The organism is Lutibacter sp., assembly GCF_013139515.1.
Lineage (GTDB): Bacteria > Bacteroidota > Bacteroidia > Flavobacteriales > Flavobacteriaceae > Lutibacter.
Genome location: NZ_WTAR01000017.1, coordinates 1 through 17519, shown reverse-complemented (window position 1 = coordinate 17519; position 17519 = coordinate 1). Strand labels below are relative to the sequence as shown.

The 17519-nt window shown below is 31.6% G+C and carries 11 protein-coding genes and 1 pseudogene; 7 read left to right on the top strand and 5 right to left on the bottom strand.

Features of this window, described 5'->3' with window-relative positions; translation table 11 throughout:
* The first annotated feature begins 184 nt into the window (after positions 1-184).
* From GQ540_RS01995 to GQ540_RS01970, 6 genes are all read left to right on the top strand, one after another.
* On the top strand, positions 185-541 hold the full coding sequence (locus tag GQ540_RS01995; RefSeq protein WP_291796553.1) for a MarR family winged helix-turn-helix transcriptional regulator: 357 nt from the start codon (positions 185-187) through the stop codon (positions 539-541).
* Between the two features lie 53 nt (positions 542-594).
* A complete protein-coding gene (locus GQ540_RS01990) occupies positions 595-879 on the top strand; it encodes a hypothetical protein (RefSeq protein WP_291796550.1) in 285 nt (94 codons plus the stop codon).
* A 27-nt stretch (positions 880-906) separates the two neighbouring features.
* On the top strand, positions 907-1785 hold the full coding sequence (locus GQ540_RS01985; RefSeq protein WP_291796547.1) for an alpha/beta hydrolase: 879 nt from the start codon (positions 907-909) through the stop codon (positions 1783-1785).
* Between the two features lie 87 nt (positions 1786-1872).
* A complete protein-coding gene (locus tag GQ540_RS01980; protein WP_291796542.1) occupies positions 1873-4209 on the top strand; it encodes an MMPL family transporter in 2337 nt (778 codons plus the stop codon).
* Positions 4210-4234: 25 nt separating this feature from the next.
* Positions 4235-5038 carry an outer membrane lipoprotein-sorting protein gene (locus tag GQ540_RS01975; RefSeq protein ID WP_291796539.1) on the top strand — a complete coding sequence of 268 codons (804 nt, stop codon included), beginning with the start codon at positions 4235-4237 and terminating at the stop codon, positions 5036-5038.
* Between the two features lie 30 nt (positions 5039-5068).
* Positions 5069-6406, top strand: a complete 1338-nt coding sequence (locus GQ540_RS01970; protein WP_291796536.1) for a DUF1302 family protein — start codon at positions 5069-5071, stop codon at positions 6404-6406.
* A gap of 63 nt (positions 6407-6469) precedes the next feature.
* Here GQ540_RS01970 and GQ540_RS01965 read toward each other — a convergent pair whose 3' ends face one another.
* From GQ540_RS01965 to GQ540_RS01945, 5 genes are all read right to left on the bottom strand, one after another.
* Positions 6470-7729, bottom strand: coding sequence for an amidohydrolase family protein (locus GQ540_RS01965; protein WP_291796533.1), 1260 nt, complete (start codon positions 7727-7729; stop codon positions 6470-6472).
* Positions 7730-7920: 191 nt separating this feature from the next.
* On the bottom strand, positions 7921-8652 hold the full coding sequence (locus GQ540_RS01960; protein ID WP_291796530.1) for an NAD(P)-dependent oxidoreductase: 732 nt from the start codon (positions 8650-8652) through the stop codon (positions 7921-7923).
* A gap of 407 nt (positions 8653-9059) precedes the next feature.
* The gene (locus tag GQ540_RS01955; protein WP_291796527.1) at positions 9060-10643 is read right to left on the bottom strand and encodes an OmpA family protein; all 1584 of its coding nucleotides are present in this window, start codon (positions 10641-10643) and stop codon (positions 9060-9062) included.
* Between the two features lie 19 nt (positions 10644-10662).
* The gene (locus tag GQ540_RS01950) at positions 10663-11583 is read right to left on the bottom strand and encodes a type IX secretion system membrane protein PorP/SprF (RefSeq protein WP_291796525.1); all 921 of its coding nucleotides are present in this window, start codon (positions 11581-11583) and stop codon (positions 10663-10665) included.
* 50 nt (positions 11584-11633) lie between these two features.
* On the bottom strand, positions 11634-16547 hold the full coding sequence (locus tag GQ540_RS01945; RefSeq protein WP_291796522.1) for a gliding motility-associated C-terminal domain-containing protein: 4914 nt from the start codon (positions 16545-16547) through the stop codon (positions 11634-11636).
* Between the two features lie 165 nt (positions 16548-16712).
* Here GQ540_RS01945 and GQ540_RS01940 point away from each other — a divergent pair.
* A pseudogene (locus GQ540_RS01940) lies at positions 16713-17519 on the top strand (IS3 family transposase); the annotation flags it as partial.

Below are 17519 nucleotides of genomic sequence, written 5' to 3'. Positions count from 1 at the left end.
AATGTTGCTCTAAATTCTTTATCAACAATTCTAGACATACACCTTAGTCTATTACCAATACAATGTTTATAATTATATTTCATACTGCAAATATACAATTATATGTTGCATATACAACATATAATTGTATATTTGCAGTATGAAATATAATTATAAACATTGTATTGGTAATAGACTAAGGTGTATGTCTAGAATTGTTGATAAAGAATTTAGAGCAACATTAAAAGATTTTAACATTACAGAAAGTCAATTAAGTATTTTATTTGCATTAAGCTCTTCAGGTAAAGTTGAACAAGGTAAAATTGGAGAAATCCTTGTTTTAGAAAGATCAACTGTTAGCAGAAACATAAAATTACTTGAAAAAAGAGGGATTGTAATTAAAACGTCAGATTATAGACCAGAAATTGAATTAACAACAAAAGGTAGAGAGTTAGTTACAATAATAACACCTTATTGGGAAAACATTATGGACAACTTAATGGCTAAACTGGGAAATGATGGAATACAACTAATAGATTCATTAGAAGAAAAACTAACTTAAAAAAATTTGCTATAAATGTTGTATATACAACATTTATAGCAAAACTAAATATTATGAAACAATCAAATAGCAAACAAAATATTGAAACTCAACAAAAAATGAATTCTCAAACGAAACCCCAAAAACCCATTTATTGGAAACATGTTCTTATAACAACTTTCACAGTATATCCATTACTTATGATTATACAATGGGTCTTAAATTTAATATCTCCAATGCAGCGTGTACCTAGAGAATTAGCAGTTCTAATAGCTGTATTTGCGGTAGCATCTTTAATGGTTTTCCCTGTAATGCCATTAACTATGAAGCTTGTAGGCTCATGGTTGTATAAAAAATAATTTTTCAATTAACTTAAAAACAATAAAATGAAAACAGATAAAATTACAAAAACAAATCAACTACTAGTCACAAAAACTGTTAAGTTGAAAAAAAATAACAGCATAATTCGCTATGCTGAATTGGGTAACAAATCAAAACCAACCATACTATTATTACATGGCGTTCCTGAAAATTTACAAGCTTGGTATGCAGTTGCGCCTATGCTCTCAAATAATAATCATGTTCTAGCCTTAGATTGGCCAGGTTTTGGAGGAAGTGAGCCACTTAATTCATTAGACGCTTATAATTCACAAAATTTTGCGAATATAGTTACAGACTTTATGGATACCATGAAGGTAAATAAAACAATTATTTTAGCTTCGGATATTGCTCTTTTACCAGCTTTTTTAATTGGTCTTAAACACCCAAAACTAGTCTCGAAGCTTATAGTTATGGACGGCATTCCTTTTCCTAGGAAACAATATGCATCATGGGAATTAAATAGTTTTGCTAGAAAGGGCTCTATCATAGGCAAAGCATTAGTTCGATGGTTTCCAGCTGTAGCAGCTCAAACAGCTTACCTTAAAGGGTTTTACAGAGGTCATTCTATCCCAAAAGAAGTGCGTAAAGAATTCTCTATAGATGGTAAAAACAAAAATACTCAAGATGCTTTTCTGTCTTATTTTCAAAACTTTCATATAGGACAAACGTATTTTGAAACAGTTGCTCATAAACTACAAATACCCGTATTAGTAGTTTGGGGTAAATATGATCGCTTCATTAATATAAAACTTGGACACGAGATTGTAGAAAAACTCCCAAATGCTGAACTTAAAATTATTGACAAATCTGGTCATTATGTTCATATGGATAAACCTGAAGCATTAGTAAAAGCAGCCACCGAATTTATTGAACTTAATCCTTAATGAAATATATCTATACATACTGATTAAAAAAAATTAATGCTAATGTTGTATATACAACCCGTCAAAACAAATTAAAGATTAAAAAACATGAAAAATCAACAAAACAGAGAAACAACGTTTTTCAACAAGGTAACTTCAAACTATAAAGTAATACTTGTTTTAAGCGCGCTACTTTTAATATCGGTAGCTGTTTTTATACCAAAAATGACAAAAGATACCAGAATGGATGCTTTTCTACCAAAAGATGATGCCGTTTTAGTATTTAGAAACCAAGTAAAAGAAACTTTTGGTTTAAAAGATCCAATGGTAATTGCAATTGTAAATGAAAATAAAGATGGAATTTTTAATAAAAAAACACTTCAATTGGTTTATGAATTAGGTGAAAAAATAAAGAATATTCCAGGAATAGACCCAGATCAAATTACAAGTTTAGCAACTGAAAACAATATTGTAGGTACAGATGAAGGAATTTTGGTAGATCTATTCTATGAAATTGATGAGTTAACTGATGAAAAAGCAAAAGAAGTAAAATTGGCAATCAACAATTTTGAATTGTACCAAGGAAGCTTGGTTTCTAAAGATGGAACAACAACACTTATTGTGGCAGAAATGCTAGATAGTTATGATAGAAAACAGCATGAGGTTTATAATAATCTTGTTGAATTATTAGAAGAATATAAATCATATGATGAAGATTTATATTTAGCAGGTGAAGGAGCAATTAGCGGTTACTTAGTTAAATATATTGATGAAGACGCTATGAAAACAAATCCTTTTGCAGCATTAATCATTTCCATTATTTTAATTATTGGATATAGAACTGTGAGAGGTGTAGTGTTACCCAATCTTATGGTGTTAGCATCCGTAGGTATTGCTTTGGGAGCTATGGCTGCATTTGGAGTTGACTTTTTTGTAATTACAAATGGTTTACCCGTAGTATTAATTGCAATAGCTGTAGCTGATGGAATTCATGTATTAGGAGAATACTACGAAACAGTAGCAAAATATCCGAAATTTTCACAAAAAGAATTGGTAGTTCATACCATGGTAAAAATGTGGAGACCTATAACTATAACCTCTTTAACAACAGTATCAGGGTTTATAGCTATCGCAGCTTCATCTTATATGCCACCAATGACCTATTTTGGAATATTTGGGGCTTTAGGAGTAACGGTTGCATTGGTATATGCCCTTTTTATGTTACCATCTGCTTTAATGTTGTTAAAACCTCAAAAAAGTAAAGCTTTCAAATCAAATCAAGAAATAGATTGGTTTGGTAAAAGAATGGAAATACTAGGAAAAGTTGTAATTAAACACCCAAAAACAATCGTTATACTAGCCATAATTATTGTTGGGCTTGGAATTAATGGAGCTTCAAAACTTATCATAAATGAAAATCGTATAAAAAGTTTTCAGTCAGAAGAACCTATAGTTGCTGCAGATAATATAATTAATTCAAAAACAGATGGTACAGCCTATTTGGATATTTTTATTGAAACTCCAAAAAATGAAGATATTTTCAAAATTGAAAATCTTCAGAAAATGGAAGCTATGCAAACTTATATAGAAACACTTCCTCATGTTAAAGGAAGTACATCAATTGTAGATTTTTTAAAGAAAATGAATCAATCACTTAATGAAAATAAAGAAGAAGCATATAAATTACCTGAAACGAAAGATTTAGCCGCGCAATACCTTCTATTATATTCAGCAAGTGGAGATCCAACTGATTTTGATAACTATGTAGATTATGATTATCGACTTGCCAATATTAGATTTAGAATGGAAACGGCTGAATACCTAAAAGAAAAATATGTAATAGATAAAACAAACGAATATATAGCAAAGCATTTTACAGGTGCTTCAATTAAGGCAACACCAAGTGGAAAAGTAACAGTAGACACGTATTGGATAAATCGTTTAGGATATAATCACTTTTTAGGCGCTGGTATTGCATTATTTGTGGTGTTTATTGTTGCAGCTCTAAGTTTTCGTTCACTTGTTGCAGGTGCTTTAACAATTATCCCTGTACTAATTTCAGTGTTATTTATCTATACAGTTATGGGTTTAATGGGTATTTGGCTCGCTGTTGGTACTTCAATGTTCGCTGCCATAGCTATTGGAGTTGGGGTTGATTTTGCAGTACATACAGTAGACCGTTTGAAATATTTATTAAAAGAAAAAGGGTTGCCTATTCAAGAAGCTTATCAAGAGTTCTATAAATCTGCAGGGCGTGCTTTACTTTTTAACTTTCTAGCTTTAGCACTAGGTTTTGGCGTGTTAATGACAAGTTCAGTACCTCCATTAAATCAATTTGGGTTTTTAGTAGCAATTGCTGTAATGGTAAGTTTTATTGGGAGTTTAACATTATTACCTGCAATCATTTATTTAACCAATCCAAAATTTTTAAGAGTCAAAAAATAAGTATAAAAAATTTAAAATCAGAAAAATGAAAAATTATATAACAATAGGGGTTTTAGCAATTAGTTTGCTAAACGTTACAAATAGTAATGCACAAACATTACCAACAGGACAAAGTATTGCAGATAAAACATACACTAAAGATGATGGTATATCGGTTAAAAGAAAACTTGTAATGGAATTAAAGGATAAAAGAGGAAAAACTCGTGTTCGTGAAACCATTTCATTGCGAAAATATTTTGACGAAGAAAAGAGACTGGCTATTTTTTACTTAACACCTTCAAGTGTAAAAGGAACCGCATTTTTAACTTTTGATTATCCAGAAGCTTCAAAAGATGATGACCAATGGCTGTATTTACCAGCTTTGAGAAAAACAAGAAGAATTTCAGCAGCAAATAGAGGTGATTATTTTTTAGGAACAGATCTTACCTATGAAGATATAAAGCTTGAAACAAGGATAAGCCGTGAAGATTATAATTATAAAACAATAGGAAAAGAAACTATTGATGGAAATGAGTGCTTTATAATTGAAGGAACACCAAAAACCAAAGCCATTGCAAAAGAGCTTGGGTATGGGAAAGTAAAATTATGGGTTGACAGCAAACTTTGGATGCTTAGAAAAGCTGATTCTTGGGATGTAGCTGGAAATTATTTAAAAACGGTTGTTATAAGTGATATTAGAGAGGTGCAAGGTATTTGGACCTACCATACTATTGAAGTTAAAAATCATAAAACAAGTCATGAAACAAAATTTATAGCTAGTGATATAGATTATGAAACCGTTTTAGGCGATCATTATTTTACGAAAGAAGCTTTAATTAATGGAATTTAAAAGATTTCAATCACTACTAATAAAATTATTATGTCACATAAAATAAAACTACTAATCTTTTTACTCTTCATATTTTTAAGAGTAAACGCTCAGGAAAATAAAAAAAGTTTTAAAGAGTCTTTAAAAGCAAGTGTTGTTGTAAAAACAGATTTTTCTTACGAGTTTAAAAGCGAAAAACTTCAAAAATCAGAATTAATTATAAAGCCAGAATTCTCATATAAGCTAAATAAAAATTCAAAACTGGTATTAAAAGGTCAGATTTATACTGAATTGAATGATAATTTAGAAGCAGGAGTAACAAAAGAAGGAATGGTATCAGATTATAGTAAACGTCTTTTTATTGGAGATAGAACAAATTTGGAATTACGAGAATTCTATTTATATACTAATATCTTTAAAAAATTACGTTTAACTATTGGTAAACAGCAAGTTGTTTGGGGAGAAACAGATGGGTTGAAACTATTAGACGTTGTTAATCCTCAAAATTTTAGAGAATTTGTTTTAGATGATTTTGAAGATAGTAGAATTCCGCTTTGGTCTATAAAGGTGGAGTTTGATGTTGAAAAAGTAGGCGTTCAACTTGTTTGGATTCCTGATAACACCTATCATATTACTCAAGACTTTGATGCTCCTTTTTTTACAAAAAGTTTATTTCAAAGTCCTCCAGAAGGTATTGCAACTCAGTTTAAAAAAACAATAAAACCAAAACGGTTTATTGCTGATTCAGATATTGGATTTAAGTTAAGCACTTTTAAAAGTGGTTGGGATTTATCTCTTAATTATTTTTATTATTACGATGATTTACCCGTATTTTATAATCAATTACAAACTCTTGAAACTGAAGAACTAATAATAAATATTCAACCAAAATTTGAAAGACAACATTTAATTGGTGGAACGTTTAATAAGGTTGTTGGTTCTTCAACAATTAGAGGAGAAATAGCATATATATTTAACCAAAATTTCACATCAACAAATACAAATGCTATACAGGGAATTGAAACTAGTAATTTATACAAATCAGCGATTGGAATTGATTATATAAGAGGTGAAAACGTAGTAAGTTTTCAGCTGTTTAGTGATTTAATTACTGAAAGTATATCACCTTATAATAGAGATAAATTTGAAACAAACACATCGCTTAAATTCTCTAGAGAATTAATGAATGATAACCTTAAAATTGAAACACTTTGGGTTCATAATTCAAATCATGGTGATGGCTATATAAGACCTCAAGTAAGTTATTGGCTGAATTCTAGTAGTCAATTACTTGTTGGAAGTACTCTTTTTTACAGAAATAAAAATCATCTATTTGGACAATTTAGTGACAGAAATAGAATTTCAATCGGAATAAAGTGGGGGGTTTAAAATAACATAGGTTAGAGTTATTATTAACTTTAACCTATGTTTTAATCTTAAATAATCACCGTTTTATTTTTCAACCAATAAATACTCAGCGTATCTTAATGCTGTTACAATTAAATTACTACGATCTCGCGCGTTGTTTGTAAATTCATTCAGTGTTTTTTTGTTAATTTTCCTTCCTTGAATCATAACCCATTCTGGTTTACTTAATTCACTCAAGTTTTCAAGTGGGTTATTAGTGGTAACTATAAAATTAGCAAATTTTCCATTCTCAATAGAACCCATTTGTTCAAACTCTTTATGTGTTTTAGTTGGATTAATGGTTGCTGTTTTTAAGGCTTCAAAATTACTCATCCCCGTTTCTTGGTATAACATAAGTTCTTGGTGAATAGAATATCCAGGAGCAGTAATTCCTATTCCTGCATCTGTTCCACAGATAATATTAACCCCTTCTTCATGCATCCTCTTTAATATATATAAGTGAAATTGATGCTGCTCATAAATATTTTTGTTGATTGAACTGTTGTGTCTTTTCTCACTTGCCCATCTATCGTATTGTACTTTACTATCTACTTTTTGAAGTAATGGATTTATAAAACCAACTAAGTTAGATTTTAAAATTGTTTCATCATTTTCAAGCATTTCAAAAATTTTATAATAGCCTGTTAATGTTGGGCAAAATGATGTATTGGTACTTACAAATTTTTCGAGAATTGACTCAACCTTTAAACTATCTAATTGGTATTTAAGTCCTTGTTGAACAATTTCTTCAGAATGCTCAAAACTTACAATTTGAGGATGAAATTGATTTAGGTAAGGCATTTCATGACTTGGATGTGAAATAATAGAAATGTCAGATTCTTCAGATTGCTCAATAATTGCATGATACAAATCTTCTTTTAATCCAGCATAAATCTTTATAAAATCAAAACCTCTTTTTTTATATGCTATCACTAAATTTTTAGCCTCTTCTGGGCTACCAACCTGCACTTTATCATCTCCATAGTCTTGAACACTTGTAAGTTTTGGGCTTGAAGTAAAAAACATTGGACCAATCATTTTATTGTTTTTTAGTCCATCTTTAATTCTCAAGTGCATTGAGTATCCCCATAAATTTCTAATAGTAGTGACTCCATTGGCAAGATATAATCCAAGTTCATGTTTATCCCATACATGAGTATGCATATCAATCAAACCAGGAGATATGAATTTATTTTCACCATCAATAACTTCAATACCTTCCATAACAATTGAATCATCAATATTTTTAATAATTCCATTTTCTACAAATATTGTTTTGTTGGTTAATATTGTGTCTTTTGACATAGGCACGATATTAATATTGGATATTAGATATGAATTTTTACTTAAATCAGGGTTGTTTTTAATGTTGAGATATGAGGTGTTATTTAGATCAACAACTAGTAGAACTACAATTGTAATAGTTATTATTAATAGTAAACTCAAAATTATTTTCAAGCCTTTTTTTAGGTGTTTCATAAAGTGGTTTATAGCCTTTATTCTAAAGGTAGTTTATTATAAATTACTGGCATTTGCCCTTTCCATTTGTTCCATAAATTATTATCAACTACTAAACTAACCATAAAATGAGCTACATTAATTCGGCTGGTTTTTCCAGCATCAAAAATAGCACTTCTAATAGGTGAAGTGTGTATTTTGTACTCAGTTACTTCTTCTTCAATAGTTAAACCATCTGGCCTAACGGCAGTCCATTGAATAAAACTATTACTTTGCCCAATGTTGGTTCGTAGATAATCTGCTGCTTTTTCGTTATCTACGTGTGGTGGTAATAACAAACGAAGTAATGCGATAACACATTTTTGCCCAAATGAAATAGGTTCGTTTAGATCACGATTTCTATTTCCAGTTGTATTCATTAGGATATATTTGACAGGTTTCTTCGGATTGTTAGCTGTTATGGAATTACACAACCTTTGAGTAGTATTAGTTACAAGTTTTCTAGGTTGCCCATAGATACCTTTCCAAGTTAAATTATGTCCTAAACATGAAACAATAGCCTCACAACCACTTACATGTTCTTTCATTTCATTGTCGCTTAGTTCTAAGACGCTTGCGGTTATAATATCTAGCTGTTTATTGCTTTTCCATGATTGTGGTAATTTTTCAGGAGACCTTACAATTATTGCTACGTTATGTTCTTGATTTATAAGTTGTTCAACCAATCGCTTTCCTGTGGCTCCACTTGCTCCTACTACTAGAATTTTCATATAATTTTTATTGTGATTTAGAACTTATATGACGACATATAAGTTGTATTGTTACAAAGGGTTTTCAACTCCCTTTTTAATTTTATGCTTTAATTCAATTATTGTGCCAAGTACTTCTTCCATAATAAATATTAAATTGTTAGCAAATTTATAACTTGGGAACTATTTAATTGTTATGTTTTTTACTATCAGCAAAAAAACCTTCTAGGTTCTATACGATTTTTTAAAGTAGTAAAAAGCTCTTTTGTTTGCTTATACATTGTTACTGCATTGTTGTTGTAATATATTTATATTGTTGTTTATCAGTATTTTAAACACAATTAAAAGTACCCACTCGAGGTACTTAAAAACCCCTTTAAGCAATTGCTTAAAGGGGTTTTTATTGTAAAAAATTATTTGAATTAAAATTATTTTATTGCTTCAGGGTTAACAATTACAAACTCAGACCTTCTATTTAATTGATGTTCAGCTTCTGAACATTTAGCATTATTTGAGCAATTATTTACTAGTTTTGTTTCTCCGTATCCTTTCGCTTTAATTCTAGATGGGTCAATACCCTTATTAATAATCCAGTTAATTGTTGATTTAGCCCTTCTTTCTGATAATTTTAAATTGTATAAATCTGGCGCTCTAGAATCTGTATGTGTTCCTAAATCTATCTTAAGCTCTGGGTATTTTTGCATTATTTGTACAATTTTTTCAAGTTCAATTGCTGCATCAGGTCTAATATTAGACTTATCCAAATCAAAATAAATAGGTTTTAAATTAACCATTAATTGATCTCTAATAGTAACAAAATCTACAGGAGATAAAGCTAGTACCAATTCTAATTCGTATTTATTTATATTTGAAGTTGTAAAGGTTATTTCATCATTATTAAATTGCTCCTTACTAGCTACAATTTTATAAGTTGATTCACAGTTTGTGTTAAAACTAAAAGTTGCAAATTGGTCTGTAATTACATGTTCAATAATTTCTCCTTTTTCATTATAAATTTTCACCAAAGAATTTGGTATTAACTCCTCTGTTTCTTTGTCTTTAACAATTCCTTTTACTTTTTGATTGCATTCAAAAATTATTGGGGTTATTTGGGTAAATGAATAAATATCATCATCTCCTTTACCCCCCAATCTATTTGAAGAAAAATAACCTTTATTTGTTTGCTTATTTATGATAAAAGCAAAATCATCGTGTTCACTGTTTATTGGAAGTCCTAAATTTTGTGAATCACTACTGCCATTTTTAGCTATTTTAGAAACATATACATCTAATTCTCCAAAACCGTCCTCTTTACCATCAGAAGAATAATAAATTTCATCATTTTCACTTATAAAAGGAAACATTTCTCTTTCAGCAGTGTTAATAGTAGCCCCCATATTTACAAGAGTCCCTATAGAACCATCCTCTAAAATAGACGTTTTATAAATGTCTGTTTTTCCAAAACCTCCAGGCATATCAGAAATAAAATACAGTGTTTTCTCATCTGCACTTAATGCTGGGTGACCTGTTTGGTATTGGTCGCTATTAAATGGCATTGCCTCAATATTTACCCAATCTCCATTTTTATTTATTTGTGCTCTATACAGTTGAATTAAATTAACTCCTGTAGAGTCTTTTTTAAATTCTTTATTTAAATAGTTATTTCTAGAAAAATATACTGTTTTGGTGTCTTTCGTAAACACAACATCAGCTTCATGGTATCTGGTATTTAGGTTATCAGAAAACTTTTTTACATTATTCAATTGCCCTCCTTCTGAAATATCTCCAACATATAAATCTAAAAAAGGCTGTTGATTTTGATTCCAAACACTTCTAACGATATAGGACTTTTTTTTAGGAGAGGCGTAAACAACCTTACCTTCACCATAAAATGACGTTCCAAAATTTGAATATTTATTGTTAATATTTAAATTAATAATTGAAAATTTTTCTTCTTGTGCTTTTGTAGCTATTGAGATTAAAAATATAAATGCAAGTAGTATTTTTTTCATAATTATTTGTAAAGTTTAATTAAAAGAATCTTGGAGATTTTAAATCTCCTCTTGATAAATCTACAGTATATAATAAAAGAACCTCATGTGATCCTGTATTGTATGCGCCCAAATTAGTTAGTGTATAGTCATAAGCATAGCCTAATCTTATACCTGGTGTTACTAAGAAATTCATCATTCCACTAACAGAATCATCAGTTCTCCAAGACAATCCTAATTCAAATTTATCATATATTAATGCATTTGCGGAAATATCTATAGATATTGGTGTAGCATTTACTCCTTTTAACATTACTGATGGTTTTAGTTTTAAGTTAGAAGAAATGTCAAAAACATAACCGCTTGTTAAAAAGTAGTGCATATTTTCACTGGCCGAACTTATTCTACCGTCTTGTTTTTTAAAATAACGAGATTTAAACATATTTGGCATAGATAACCCTAAATAAAAATTATCAGTATAATAAAAAGCTCCAGCTCCAATATTTGGATGCACTTTATTTAAGTTAGTTGTGAATAGAGGATCATCTTGTTGGTTAGTTGTTAAGCTTAAAAAATCAATTGTTTGAAATGTAACCCCTCCTTTAATTCCAAAAGCTAAATTTCCATTTTCTGACGTTTTTATAGTATAAGAAAAATCAGTATAAACATTTTGTTCTTTAACCGGACCTATTTCATCAGCAATAACTGAAAAACCTAACCCAACATTTTTTCCAACTGGTGAGTGAATTACTGCTGTTAATGTTCTAGGGGCTCCCGGTAAGCCAATCCACTGTGTTCTTCCAAGTAAACCTATATTCAATGTCCCTTCTGAACCTGCGTATGCAGGGTTTAAAACATTCATATTATATGTATACTGTGTATATTGAGCATCTTGTTGAGCATATGTAAGCGAGATGTTAGTTATACATAAGATTAATAGTATTATTTTAATGTTTTTCATATTCAGTTTATTGTTGATTGTTCGTCTATAAAGTAAAACTATCATCTTTTTTATTTTGTTAAATAAATATATCCAGCTATAGATTTTTGAATTCCATTATTTGGATAAATAATAAAGAAATAAGTCCCAACAGGCGCTATTTCATTTTTATTTAATGTCATTCTTCCAGATGATTTTCCATCCCACCAAATAGGCTTCATATTTGTATCTCCATTGTGTGTATAATCAAATAATACATTACCCCATCTATTAAATATTTGAATTTGATAATTCGGATAACAATTTTCAAGAAAATCAATTACAAAGGTATCATTATAGCCATCGCCATTAGGAGAAAAGCCATATGCAGAATTATTATTTTTACCTGTAAAATCAATTATACAATTCGCTAATACACCAACGCCAGAGATAATTACTGTTGCAGTGTCACAATTACCGTACGTATCACAAATAGTATACGTAAAAGAATCTTCTCCTACATAATCTGAATTTGGTTGGTATACAAATACATCATCTGTTAAATCATCGGGTGTTCCATTGTTATCAACAAATACTGTACCCATATTAGGATTTGACACAGTTATTGTTCCAATTATTGGAATTGAATTGTCGTTTTCATAAATATCAATCGTAATAGCATCTAGATTTTCTATAAAATACTCATCATCTGACACCTCTGGCACTATACAAGTTATAGTTGATGTAACATTAACGGTTATATCCGATTCTGTATAATCGCACGGGTCATTCCAATCTGTTTCATTAGGTCCTAAAGAGCCATCTCCATCTGGGTCAATTTCATCTCCATTAATAACCCCATCTCCATCACAATCTGCATTTACAAATATTGAGTTACTTAAATCTTCATCACCCAGTGTCCCATTATCTAAACAAGGGTTCAATTCTTCTCCTTGGTTTTCATCACCATTAGTTGTCCCATCTCCATCACAATCTAATAGGCTCCATTCTAAATTTTGAGTTTCCGTCACATCTGAAACAATATAATCACAAGGATCAGTTGGATCGGTTGGGTCTTCTCCATCTGGTGGGAATAACTCATCCACATCTTTTACGCCATCGCCATCACAATCAGCATCTGAAGTAATAGTTTCCGTCACATCTGAAACAATATAATCACACGAATCTGTAGGATCGGTTGGGTCTTCTCCATCTGGTGGGAATAACTCATCCACATCTTTTACGCCATCGCCATCACAATCAGAAGTCAATGACACTGTCACTTCCCATAAACAACTCACATTGTTAAATGTTGCTATTTCCCAGCATTCTAAACCTGTAGGCTCCGCATCCTGAACTCCGGTATTGTCCCAAACACACGTTGATGTGTTGAAAACAAAATTATCCCAACAGTTTACAACTGGTGGTTCCGCATCTTGAACTCCGATATTGTCCCAAACACACGTTGATGTGTTGAAAACAAAATTATCCCAACAGTTTACAACTGACGGTTCTGCATCTTGAACTCCAGTATTGTCCCAAACACACGTTGATGTATTGAAAACAAAATTATCCCAACAGTTTACCACTGGTGGTTCTGCATCTTGAACTCCGGTATTGTCCCAAACACACGTTGATGTGTTGAAAACAAAATTATCCCAACAGTTTACAACTGGTGGTTCCGCATCTTGAACTCCGGTATTGTCCCAAACACACGTTGATGTGTTGAAAACAAAATTATCCCAACAGTTTACAACTGGTGGTTCTGTATCTTGAACTCCGATATTGTCCCAAACACACGTTGATGTGTTGAAAACAAAATTATCCCAACAGTTTACAACTGGTGGTTCTGTATCCTGAACTCCGGTTATTTCCCATAAGCATGTCATATTATTAAGAATCGCTGTTTCCCAACAATTCAAACCTGTAGGTGCTGGTGGAATTGGATTTGGAGCAGAAGTTCCACCCCCAGTTAAGCTAATACAACCACCTATATTTTGAGTTACTGTATATGTTGCTAAATTTGAGACAATAATACTCGCTGTTGTTTCTCCATTACTCCATAGCAATGTACCTGTATAATTTGACGCAGTTAAAGTAGATGTTCCACAACCATTATTAACTGTAACAGTTGGTGCAACTGGTATTTCCGTTACTAAAACTGTAACTTTATTTGTTAATTCGCCATTACAATTTGATGGTGAAGCACCAGTAGCTAAAATATTAAATGTAGTATCAGAAGTTAAATTTCCAGTAGGCAAATTTATTGTTCCCCCATTACCATTTACAGGGCTTCCAATAGCAGCATCGTTACTATCATTTCTTAATTGATATACTACATCTGCTTCAGAGGATTCAATTTGAACATTCGTAGAGCTTCCTGAGCAAATAGGTGTTGTAGTTAAAACATTTAAACTTAAGTTAGGCAAAGCATTTACTGTAACAGTGATAGTCTCTGTCAAGAATGCCTCACATGTTCCAGGTGGAATTTTAAATGCTTTAACTCTTAAAGTTGTACTCGAAGTTAAAACACCACTTGTTAAGGTAATATCTAAACCGTTTCCTAAAACTGAAGTCCCTGTAGGTGTAGTTCCATCAGCAAGATATAATTGATAAACGATTAAACTTTCTGAACTCAAAACATCGATATTTGCTACAAATGAACCTGAACAAATAGTCTCACTATCTGGATTAACAGTTCTATTTATTAATGGAGAAATACATACTACTGTGGATTCAGCTGAAGGCGCTGACTCACAAGAACCTCCACCAGAAGCTTTTACAGTTACAATACCCTCAGTATAAAGTTCATAACTAGGGATACCTGAAATAGTCCAAACTCCCCCTGAAACTGTAGCTGAAACGCCATCTACCTGAAAATCATCAACATAAAGTGTAATAATATCTCCATCATTTCCGGTACCTGAAATTGAAATTGTTTGTTCAATAATTGGATTTGTAGTAATTGTGAGACCTGTATTACTAGATTGTGTAGAAACAACAACACCGCTTGAAACTGGGCTTTCAATTTTACATGCACCACTTGCTGTTGCAGTTGCTGTTATTGTACTTCCAGAAGAAATACTTACTCCTGTAAGGCTCCAAACACCTCCAGAAGTAACGGTTGTTGTTGGTACTAAGGGTGTGCCATTTACATATACTGTTATAGTTGTCCCTACTTCTTCTGAAGAAATTCCAGTAACTGTTGAAATAGAACCTGTTGTACAATAATCTCCATTAATCTCAGGTATTTCAGATGTTCCACCACTAACAGTAATAGTTGCTGGATTCAACGATATACACTTATCAGGAGCAATTGCGTTTACTGAAATATTATCACAAGAATTTAAACTCAATGAATTAATTGTCCAACTACCTCCTGCTATTGTAGTGGTTGTCCCAATTTGTATTCCATTTGACATTAAATTTACAGTAATTCCAATCACGTTATCTGGTGCAGTCATAGCGCCTGAAATTGAAGTGGTTGTAGAAATAATTGGACTTGTAGTTATCGTAGGGTCTGCTGTATCTACACCTGAAGAATATTGACAATCATAGGTATAAGCCGATTCACATTTCCCAGGTTCTTCATAAGTGAAAATATATAGGTCTGATGGGAAACACTGACCTGTTTGACATTCAAAGGAAATAAAATCTGGAGAAATTGTTGTAGTTGCTGGGTTTACATTTCCTGGAGCTGTCAATCCTGTTGTACCCATTAACACCCCTGATGAATTGTACCACCTTATAATGGTACCTATTGGTCTATTAACTGTAAGATCAAACCCTTTATTACCCGATATTTTTACAATATCGCTAGGGTCTGGTGCAGCAGTCACTGCAGAGCAACTCACTACAATAGTTGTATTACAATCATTATCAGATACTGATTTGCTTGGTGCGGTTGCAGTAGCAATTATAATATCATCTGAAGCTAATGCTGGTGAAATACCTGTCAATGTCCAAGAACCACCACTTACTGTTGTAGTACCAATTGAAGAACCATTTTTAAAAACCTCTATGGTTGTTAAATCGGCTTCTGTTGAAGTTCCTGAAATAGTAGTATCACCAAACCCCAGAGAACCTGAAATTGCTGGACAAGCAGATTTTTCTATACATAAACCAGCATTTATATCTTCCAATGAGCAAGGTCCTTGGTTGTCAATAATTTCCTCGAAACAATCAGCTAAATTTTCACATGGCCCAACACCTGCAACATCTGAAGCAGAAGAAGGATTACATACGGTAGATTTTAATGCTGCCATATTATCAATAATAGCCATGCGAATGTTTGAGGTAGCTGTAATTCCGTAAGGAGCTAAATCACCAAAAGGAACGAAAAAATCAAGAAAATAATTCTCAGGATTGAATATTTCTGAGTGTGCAATCGATTTTTGATAATTGGTAGTTCCAAGATATTCAATAACTGGAGTACAATTTGGTGTTCCATCTACATCATAAACATAAACTCCAAATTTTGTTGCTAAAACAATTTCTACTTCAAAACCCGGATTAGATAACGTATAATCAGGGTCTGCAGAAGCTCCAGAATTCCCAAACAATCCATCAGTATCAATCAAAATGCTGTAGCTCTTAGCATTAGGTCGAACAGACCCCATTCTAAAACGAAACAACCAATTATTATTAGCATCGACATAAGACATTGTAGGGTCTTCAGTTCCAGAGTCTACAAAATCGGTAAAACCACCATTTGGGCCGTTGTTAATATCACTTGTAGGTTCTATCCCTGGAAAAATAAATGGAACATATGGAATTTCACTTTCTGTTCTGTCATTATTAATAAAACCAGCAGTTGAATTAGAAACATACCCATCACCATTAGGGTCTAAAACCGCTTTCCCTGCACCTGTTGCAGGTTCAAAAATTAACCCTTTGGTTTGTGAAAATACTAGGTTTGTGAAAAGTAAAAATGAAACTAAAGTAATTAATACTTTATGAGATATTGTGTTTTTGGGGTTTCTTTGGGGAACGTATTTTTTTTTCATAAACAATTATGATATATATTTAATTGAATTAGTAGGTTGTTATTTTTTTTGCAATTTTTTTTGCAATTTAATTATTTTATCCGATATAACAAGTATTGTGGACTTACTATATTAGACTGGACATTAAGTTGGGAGATTTAGAGTTACATCAATTAACTTTGAATTATGAAAAAACGAAACAGGAATTACAGTCTATCATTTAAACAAAAGGCAGTAGAATTAAGCTTTGCAAGAGGCAATGTTAAACAAGTATGTGAAGAGTTATCTATTCCATATTCTGTATTACATCGTTGGCGAAAAGAATCAACTACTTATGAAAAGAACAGTTTTCCAGGTCGAGGAAAGCCAAAATTAACAGATGAGCAAAAAGAAATAGCAGAATTAAAGAAACAATTAAAGGATGTTTTCTTAGAGAATGAGATATTAAAAAAGGCGGTGAGCATCTTCTCCAGGAGCGACAAGAAAAGTTTAGGTTTATAAAACATCATAAATTTAAATTTTCAGTTGAGAGGATGTGTAAAACATTAAAAGTAAGTACAAGTGGCTATTATAATTGGTTGAAGTTAGGACCGTCAAAACGCTGGTTGAAAAATCAAGCTATATCAATGCATATCAAGGATATTTTTGAACAGAGCTTTGAAAGTTATGGTTCTCCAAGAATAAAAGTTGAGTTAGAAAGTCGAGGGTATTATATATCAAGACCTAGAGTTGCTAGAATAATGAAAGCTAATTATTTAATAGCAAGAAGGCACCGTAAGTTTAGAGTTACAACCGATAGCAATCATAAGTACCTAATAGCTCCTAATGTTTTAAACCAAAACTTTGAAGTTCATAGAATGAATCAGGTGTGGGTATCAGATATGACTTATATACAAACTAAAGAAGGTTGGATGTATTTAACTGTTATTATTGATTTGTTTCATCGAAAAGTAGTAGGTTGGGCTATGAGTGATAATTTAAGTACAGGGGATA

Excerpts from the sequence above, each read along its gene's own strand:
- GQ540_RS01960 (WP_291796530.1), bottom strand. The coding sequence starts at position 8,652 with ATGAAAATTCTAGTAGTAGGAGCAAGTGGAGCCACAGGAAAGCGATTG.
- GQ540_RS01980 (WP_291796542.1), top strand. The coding sequence starts at position 1,873 with ATGAAAAATCAACAAAACAGAGAAACAACGTTTTTCAACAAGGTAACT.
- GQ540_RS01965 (WP_291796533.1), bottom strand. The coding sequence starts at position 7,729 with ATGTCAAAAGACACAATATTAACCAACAAAACAATATTTGTAGAAAAT.
- GQ540_RS01995 (WP_291796553.1), top strand. The coding sequence starts at position 185 with ATGTCTAGAATTGTTGATAAAGAATTTAGAGCAACATTAAAAGATTTT.
- GQ540_RS01970 (WP_291796536.1), top strand. The coding sequence starts at position 5,069 with ATGTCACATAAAATAAAACTACTAATCTTTTTACTCTTCATATTTTTA.
- GQ540_RS01975 (WP_291796539.1), top strand. The coding sequence starts at position 4,235 with ATGAAAAATTATATAACAATAGGGGTTTTAGCAATTAGTTTGCTAAAC.
- GQ540_RS01985 (WP_291796547.1), top strand. The coding sequence starts at position 907 with ATGAAAACAGATAAAATTACAAAAACAAATCAACTACTAGTCACAAAA.
- GQ540_RS01950 (WP_291796525.1), bottom strand. The coding sequence starts at position 11,583 with ATGAAAAACATTAAAATAATACTATTAATCTTATGTATAACTAACATC.
- GQ540_RS01945 (WP_291796522.1), bottom strand. The coding sequence starts at position 16,547 with ATGAAAAAAAAATACGTTCCCCAAAGAAACCCCAAAAACACAATATCT.
- GQ540_RS01955 (WP_291796527.1), bottom strand. The coding sequence starts at position 10,643 with ATGAAAAAAATACTACTTGCATTTATATTTTTAATCTCAATAGCTACA.
- GQ540_RS01990 (WP_291796550.1), top strand. The coding sequence starts at position 595 with ATGAAACAATCAAATAGCAAACAAAATATTGAAACTCAACAAAAAATG.